The organism is Arenibaculum sp. (assembly GCF_035998295.1).
Classification (GTDB): Bacteria; Pseudomonadota; Alphaproteobacteria; order Azospirillales; family Azospirillaceae; genus DASYHS01.
Map to the genome: position 1 here is coordinate 1 of NZ_DASYHS010000225.1, position 7,632 is coordinate 7,632.

Genomic DNA, 7,632 nt, shown 5'->3' on the forward strand with positions numbered 1-7,632 from the left:
TCGTTGCCGCCATGGGCGAGGTGGAGATAGGCGAGGCCGAGGGTCGCGAGCTCGCCGACGAGATGGGCATAGAAGCGGGGGTAGTCCTCGCCCTCGTCGATGCCGCCGAGGCGCGATCCCGGGGACAGGCGGATCCCGGTCCGATCCGGCCCGATCTCGTCCGCGACCGCCGCGGCGACGTCCAGCGCGAACCGCGCCCGGTTCGCGATCGAGCCTCCGTACTCGTCCGTGCGGACATTCGCGTTCGGGGAGAAGAACTGCTGGAGCAGATAGCCGTTGCCGCCATGGATCTCGACGCCGTCCGCGCCGGCCTCGATCGCCCGGGCCGCGGCATGCCGGTAGTCCCGCACGGTCGCGCGCACCTCCTCGCCGGACAGCGCGCGCGGCGTCGGAGCGTCCAGCATGCCCCTGGCCGTGAACATCTTCTCGCCCGTGGAGAGGGCGGACGGCGCGACGGGGACGCGGTGATGGGGCGTGTTCTCGGGCTGCGACACGCGCCCCGCATGCATCAGCTGGATGATCATGCGCCCGCCCGCCCCATGCACGGCGGAGACGACGTCCCGCCACCTCGCGACGTGGGCGTCGGTGTAGATGCCGGGCGTGGTCGGATAGCCCTGTCCGTCGTCGGAGGGCTGCGTGCCCTCGCTGATCAGAAGCCCGAACGAGGCGCGCTGGGCGTAGTACTCGGCGGCGAAGGGGCCCGGCGTGCCGTCGGCGTTGGCACGGCTTCTCGTAAGGGGCGACATGGCGAGGCGGTGCTTCAGCGTCAGGCGTCCGACCCTGACCGGATCCCAAATGGTTGGCACGCCGGCTTCTCCTTCTTGCGGGACGTTGGAGGTTGCCACAGTTCGGGGAGGGGGTCTCCCGTCAGCAGTGCCAGTAGGAGCGCCGCATCCTCATGAGCCGGCCTCCGTCCCGGCACCCTGCAGCAGGCTGCGCACGAGCGGGTTCGGGAACCGGCGCTCCATCGTCACCGCGTAGAACGTCTCGGCGATCCCGGGGAGGCTGTCGGCCTCCACCAGCAGGCCACTGCCCAGCTCGTCCTTGACGACGATCGGCGGCAGGACCGCCAGGCCGACGCCCTCACGCGCCAGAAGGCGCATCATCGCCATGTCGTCGACCTCGGCCGCGATCTGCGGGCGTATGCCCAACCGGTCCGCCAGCGCATCGAAGCCGGTCCGCACGCCACTGTCCGCCGTCGGCAGGATCACCGGCCGGGACGCAAGCAGCTCCGCGAGCGGGGCGCCGCGCCCGAGGAGGGACGGCGTTCCGACCAGGCTCACGCGCTGCTCGGCCAGCCGGTGCGACACGAAGGAGGCCGCGGCATCGCGGGCGGGAGGCTGGTTGAGGAGCACCACGTCCAGGCTGAGCGCCTCCAGCCCCCGCAGCAGCCCCGCCGGGCTTTCGGACCGCAGGACCACCTCGACGTCCGCACGGCCGAGGATCGGCCGGAGGAACCCTATCTGGAAGTTCCGCGACAAGGTGGCGAGGGCACCGACGCGCACGGCCCGGCGCGCGTGCTCCGTCCCCCTCAGCGTTTCGACGAGCTCGTCGCCGGTCGCGAAGATCGCGTCCGCATGGTCGAGGGCGATGCGGCCGGCTTCGGTCAGGTGAAGCTGGCGGCCGCGCCTTTCGAACAAGCTGTGGCCGAGGCGCTCCTCGAGCTTGCGGATCTGCACCGACAGCGCGGATTGCGACAGGTTCAGCCGTTCCGCCGTGCGCGTAAGGTTCCCGTCATGCGCCACGGCCCTGAAATAGCGGAGATGGTGGTAGTTGAGTTCGCCCATATCGTTCGATCATATAGAACGATAACGCGAGAACAATGAATTTTTCTTGATCCGATCCGGCTGCTATCCGTCTCCCGACCCGCACCACCTCGCCCGCACCACCGCGCAGGGAGACGAGCCTTGATCCACCTTCTGCCGCTGATCGCCCCCGCGGCTCTCGCCGCCGCATCCGTCGTCGCCTTCCTGAGTCCGGGGCCGCGACCCCGTTTCGCCGTCCGGTCGGCCGAGATCATGGCTCTCCTCGCGCTCGCCGCGTCGGTCCTCTCGGTGGTCGTCCTGGCGGACCGGGGTGCCGGAACCGGGCCGACGGTCGGTTTCGGCGACATCGGCCTGGCGGCGCGCGTGGACGCGGTCAGCGTCACGATGCTGTCGCTCGTCTCCTTCGTCGGCTGGGTCGTGCTGCGCTACGCGGCCACCTATCTGGACGGGGAGACCCGGCAGGGCGCCTTCACGGGCTGGCTGTGCGCGACGCTGGCCTCGGTCCTGCTGCTCGTCTCCGCGGGCACCCTCGTGCAGTTCGTCGCCGCCTGGATCGCGACCAGCCTCTGCCTGCACAGGCTCCTCCTGTTCCACCCGGACCGCATCGCCGCGCAACGCGCCGCGCGCAAGAAATTCGTGACGGCGCGGATCGGCGACGTGGCCCTGGTCGCGGCCGCGATCCTGCTCGCCGTCGGTTTCGGCACCGGCGACCTCGCCGAGATCCTGGAGGCGGCGCGGGCGGGTGCCGTGCCCGCGGCGGCACCCTGGGCGGCCGGGCTGCTCGCCGTCGCCGCCCTGCTGAAATCCGCGCAGTTCCCGACCCATGGCTGGCTGACCGAGGTGATGGAGACCCCGACGCCGGTATCGGCGCTCCTCCATGCCGGCGTGATCAACGCGGGCGGCTTCCTCCTGATCCGCTTCGCCGACGTGATGCTGCTGGCGCCCGGCGTCTTGGCCGCGCTGGTGGGGATCGGCGGGTTCACCGCCCTGTTCGGCGGGCTCGTGATGCTGACCCAGCCGACGGTCAAGACGTCGCTGGCCTGGTCCACCGTGGCACAGATGGGCTTCATGATCCTGCAATGCGGGCTCGCGCTCTTCCCACTGGCACTCCTGCACATCGTCGCGCATTCGCTCTACAAGGCGCACGCCTTCCTCGCGTCCGGCGGTGCGGTCGAGGGGGTCGCGGCAATCCGACGGCCCGGTCCGGTCGCGGTCCCGGGCGGCGGCGCGATCGCGCGCGCCTTCGTGCTGGCGCTCGCCATCTACGGCGCGGTCGGTGCCGCCTTCGGGTTCGAGAGCAAGTCGCCGCAAGCGGTCGCGCTCGGCGCCATCCTGATCTTCGGCGTCGCCTACCTGCTTGCGCAGGGGCTGGCCGATGCGGCGCCCCGGCCGCTCACCCGGCGCACCGCACTGCTCTCGGTCGCCGCCGCGACCGCCTACTTCGCGCTGCAGACCGGCGCGGAACGCCTGACCGCAGGCACGCTGCCGGCAACGCCGGCCCCCGGCCCCCTCGAATGGGCGCTGATCGTGCTGGCGGTCATCACCTTCGGCTTCGTCGCGGCCGCCCAATCGGCCTTTCCGCTCTGGGCGCACCACCCGGCCGCGGCGGGCCTGCGCGTGCACCTGTCGAACGGCCTCTATGCGAACGCGCTCTTCGACCGCGTCCTCGGCGGCTGGTCCGTCCGCCGCCCGTCCTGACAGCCCCGGGAGATACCGAGATGGCCGAGAACGCCACCCTGACCACGCTCCACGCCGATGCGCTGACCGAGGCGACCGATGCGGCGATGCGCGCCATTCCGCCGGCCTGGCCGCTCGCCTCGAACGTGGCGGTCAACCCTTTCCTCGGCCAGACCGGAGACGGCCTCGCCCAGGCGGGTGCCCGGCTGCGCCGGGTCGCAGGCATCCGCGTGACCATGCCGCGGAGCTGGTATGCCGGGCGGATCGCCTCCGGCGCGATCGCCGACGAAGACCTCGCCGCCGCCCTTGCCTGCGCGCCGCCGGACCTGCGGCCGAAGGACGTGCCCGCGCTGAAGGAGGCGGCGATGAGGCCGGCGCCCGAGCCCGAGGCGCTGCCGACCGTCGCCGATCTGGCGGCCCGGGTCTCGGGCATCGACTGGCCGGCCTTGATCGCCGAGCGCATCGGCGCCTGGGCGGCCGGGTATTTCGACGAGGGTCAGGCGCTGTGGGCGGCACCGCGCGGCAAAGGCGCCTACGCCGCGTGGCGGGCCTATGCGACGCACGATCTGACGCCGGAGGTCGCGGGCCTGTCCGGGTTCGCGGCGCATGTCGCCGACGCGCCGGAGGACGCCCGGGCCGCGATCGCGCGGGCGGTCGCGCGCCTCGGGCTCCGTGGAGCTGCACTCGCCAGCTACTTCCACCGGATGCTCGTGACGCTCGGGGGCTGGGCGCAGTACGCGCGCTACCGGCTGTGGCAGGCCGAACTCGCCGGCGGATCGGATGACGTCCTCGTCGGCCTGCTGGCCGTCCGGCTCGTCTGGGAGGAAGCGCTGCACGGCCGCCACGGCGACGAGATCGGCGCGCGGTGGGAGGAGGTGCGTGCCGGCTACGCGGCACCGGTGGCGCCGACCAACGACCTGGTCGTGGACGCGATCCTGCAGGAGGCGGCCGAGCGCGCGGCGCAGCGGGAACTCGCGACGCTTCTGGCGGCGCCATCCCCCGTGCCGGCCGCCGGGCGCCCGGCGCTCCAGGCCGCTTTCTGCATCGACGTGCGCTCGGAGGTGTTCCGCCGCGCGCTGGAAGCGGCGGACCCCGGCATCCAGACGCTGGGGTTCGCGGGCTTCTTCGGCCTCCCGGTGGCGCACCGTCGCTTCGCGTCGGACGTGGAGGAGCGGCGACTGCCGGTCCTGCTGGAGCCCCGCATCTCCACCCGTGCCGGCGGGCCGGGGGATGATGCTGCGGACCGGGCAGCCCGCATCGCCGCCCGGGCGAAGCGGGCCTGGGGACGGTTCAAGCTCGCCGCGGTCTCGTCGTTCGCGTTCGTCGAGGCGACCGGGCCGGTCTACGCGGCCAAGCTGGTCCGCGACGGGCTCGGGTTGCGGGCGGCCGGGGCGGCGGACGATCCGGCGCCGCGGTTCGACCCGACCCTCGACGTCGACGCGCGCACGGGCGTGGCCGAGACGGTGCTGCGGGCGATGTCGCTCACGGAGAACTTCGCGCGCCTGGTCCTGCTGGCCGGGCATGGGGCCGGGGTCGTCAACAACCCCCATGCCGGCGCGCTCCAGTGCGGGGCCTGCGGCGGCCGTTCCGGCGAGGTCAACGCCCGCCTGCTCGCGGTGCTGCTGAACGACCGGGATGTGCGATCCGGACTGGCGTCGCGCGGCATCGACGTTCCCGAGGACACCCTTTTCCTCGGCGCGCTGCACGACACCACGACGGACGCGGTCACGATCTACGCGGCCGACCATCCGTCGCCCGCCCATGCCGCCGACCTGGAGCGCGCGCGCGCCCGGCTCGACGCGGCCGGCAAGGCGGCTCGGGCCGAACGCGCGCTGCGGCTTCCCCGGGCCGCCGGCGGGAGGGGCGTCGCGTCCCGCAGCCGCGACTGGGCCGAGGTGCGCCCGGAATGGGCGCTCGCGGGCTGCAATGCCTTCATCGCCGCGCCGCGCGGCCGCACCGCAGGAAGGAGCCTGGAAGGGCGGGCCTTCCTCCACGACTACGACTGGAGACGGGACGAGGGGTTCGGGACACTCGAGCTCATCATGACCGCGCCGGTCGTGGTGGCGAGCTGGATCAGCCTGCAATACTACGGCTCGACCGTCGCCCCGGAGGTCTTCGGCTCCGGCGACAAGCTGCTGCACAACGTCACCGGCGGCATCGGCGTCGTCGAGGGCAATGGCGGACTGCTGCGCGCCGGCCTTCCGTGGCAGTCGGTCCATGACGGCGAAAGGCTGGTCCACGAGCCGCTGCGCCTGTCGGTCTGCATCGAGGCGCCGCGCGCGGCGATGGTCGAGGTTCTGGCACGCCACGACGGGGTGCGCGCGCTCTTCGACAATCGCTGGCTGCACCTCTTCGCGTTGGACGACGAGGGCCGGATGGCCTGGCGCTATGCCGGCGGCCTCGAATGGACGCCGGTGGAGGCAAGGGTGGAATGCGAGCCGCAGCTGGAGACGGCAGGCTAAAGGTGGCGGCCACCCGGGCCGGGCCCGGGTGGCGTCCCTCCTACTTCACCTCGATCCGGGCCACCGCCCAGACCCATTGCGCATCGTCCCGCTTCATCAGCTCGGGATGCTCCTCGCGCGGGAAGACCACCCAGGCGGGCCCCCGGCCGCCGAGCCCGAGCCACTCGCCGTCCCGCTTGAGCGCGAGGATGACCGGGTAGCGCTCCATGTCCTCGGCCGTGATCTCGGCGCCGTAGCCGTCCAGCGCGAAGGCGGTCGCGTTCTTGCCGGCAGCACCCGCGGCGGTCAGGACGTCACGCAGCAGCGGGCCTTCGAAGCGGAAGCGGCCGGGCCAGTCTTGGTAGGAGGTCTCGACCGCGTGCATGCCGAGGCCGGTCAGCATGTCGGTATCGAAGACGGCCGCCCGGTCGAAGGTGACGTCGCCGAAGGCGAACAGGGCGTCGTGGAAGGGATCGAGCGGGCCGCGGTTGGCGGCGCCGACGTCGCCATGGACGGTCAGGACCACCGGGCCTTCCGGCTTGGCGAGTTCGGCGGCCGAAGCGGTCGCGGCGGACAAGGCGAGCAGCAGGGCTGCGGCCAGACGCAGGAACATGGGCGGAAACTCCTTATTCTGGTAAATGGCCGGCGGGTTTCAGGCGGTGGCGAGCACGTCCAGGTAGCGTCGGACCGTCGCCGCCAGCCCATGCTCGATCGCCTCCGAGACGAGCCGGTGGCCGATGGAAAGCTCATCCGGCCGTATCGCCGACAGCAGCGCAGGCAGGTTCAGGGTATCGAGATCGTGCCCTGCATGGATCCTGAGCCCGTGCGAGCGGGCGAGTGCTGCCGCGCCGGCCAGCGCGGTCAAGTGCCGGTCCCGCTCGGCCGGGACGTCGAACGCGGCGGCATAGGCGCCGGTGTAGAACTCGACCGCGTCGACGCCGGCCTCGCATGCGAGCGCCACCGAGCGCGGATCGGCGTCGGTGAAGACGCTGATCCGGACCGAGCCCTTCAGCGCGGCGACGAGGGCCGCGAGCTGTTCCTGGTCGTCATAGGCGCGCCAGCCCCGGTCCGACGTCAGCTCCCCGGGCGTGGCGGGCACGACCGTGAACTGCGTCGGGACGATGCGGCGCGTCAGGCGCACCAGCTCCGGCCGGATGTTGCCCTCGATGTTGAACTCGACCCGGCCGTCCCGGATCTCCGGCATCTCGGCGAGGGCGAGGACGTCGTCGAGGGTGATGTGGCGCGCGTCCTCGCGCGGATGCACGGTGATGCCCTGCGCACCGGCCTCGATCGCGAGCCGGGCGAAATGGACGAGGTCCGGGATCGGGCCGCCGCGGGAGTTGCGGAGCAGCGCGATCTTGTTGACGTTGACGCTGAGATTGGCCGGCATGTCGCCTCCGCGCACCGCATGTCGATCCTGGGGTGCAGGAGCTTATGCGGGCCGTCCCGGCCTGCCAAGGGCCGGTCTTCGGCGACAGTCGGGGCGGCCGTCAAAACCCCACGGCGCAGCCGTCCTTGCGGTGGTCGGAGCCGGCGACGTAGCCGCGTTCGATCCGGTGGATCAGCTGGGCGCCGCCGAAGCCGAACGACACGTCGGGCGACTCCGGCACGACGAGGTGACCGCGCGCCCGGAGGCCGGCGACGGCCGCCGCGTCCATCGTCGCCTCGACCGCGACCTCGCGGCCCTTCACGACGCGCCAGCGCGGCGCGTCGCTCGCCGTCTGGGGGTTCTGGCCCCAGGCCTGCGT

At 72.5% G+C, this 7,632-nt stretch carries 7 protein-coding genes; 2 read left to right on the forward strand and 5 right to left on the reverse strand.

The annotated features are described in order from the left end of the window. A partial coding sequence (locus tag VGO20_RS21830) for an oxidoreductase (protein ID WP_327504499.1) occupies positions 1-806 on the reverse strand: 806 nt, incomplete at its 3' end. Positions 807-896: 90 nt separating this feature from the next. Next, positions 897-1,787, reverse strand: coding sequence for a LysR family transcriptional regulator (locus tag VGO20_RS21835; RefSeq protein WP_327504500.1), 891 nt, complete (start codon positions 1,785-1,787; stop codon positions 897-899). Positions 1,788-1,907: 120 nt separating this feature from the next. On the opposite strand from VGO20_RS21835, the gene VGO20_RS21840 reads away from it, so the two are divergent. Both VGO20_RS21840 and VGO20_RS21845 read left to right on the forward strand, forming a co-directional pair. Further along, entirely contained in the window at positions 1,908-3,464 is a 1,557-nt protein-coding gene (locus tag VGO20_RS21840) for a proton-conducting transporter transmembrane domain-containing protein (protein WP_327504501.1), read from the forward strand. Between the two features lie 20 nt (positions 3,465-3,484). Next, positions 3,485-5,905: a YbcC family protein gene (locus tag VGO20_RS21845; protein WP_414639873.1), complete on the forward strand. Its 2,421-nt coding sequence runs from the start codon at positions 3,485-3,487 to the stop codon at positions 5,903-5,905. Between the two features lie 40 nt (positions 5,906-5,945). On the opposite strand, the gene VGO20_RS21850 is transcribed toward VGO20_RS21845, so the two are convergent. The 3 genes from VGO20_RS21850 to VGO20_RS21860 form a co-directional block, all read right to left on the reverse strand. Next, complete coding sequence (locus VGO20_RS21850) at positions 5,946-6,497, reverse strand: putative pterin-binding protein (RefSeq protein ID WP_327504502.1); 552 nt, start codon at positions 6,495-6,497, stop codon at positions 5,946-5,948. A 39-nt stretch (positions 6,498-6,536) separates the two neighbouring features. After that, positions 6,537-7,274, reverse strand: a complete 738-nt coding sequence (locus VGO20_RS21855) for a pyridoxine 5'-phosphate synthase (RefSeq protein WP_327504503.1) — start codon at positions 7,272-7,274, stop codon at positions 6,537-6,539. A 100-nt stretch (positions 7,275-7,374) separates the two neighbouring features. Further along, positions 7,375-7,632 (reverse strand): gamma-glutamyltransferase (locus VGO20_RS21860; RefSeq protein WP_327504504.1); only part of this gene is annotated, 258 nt, incomplete at its 5' end.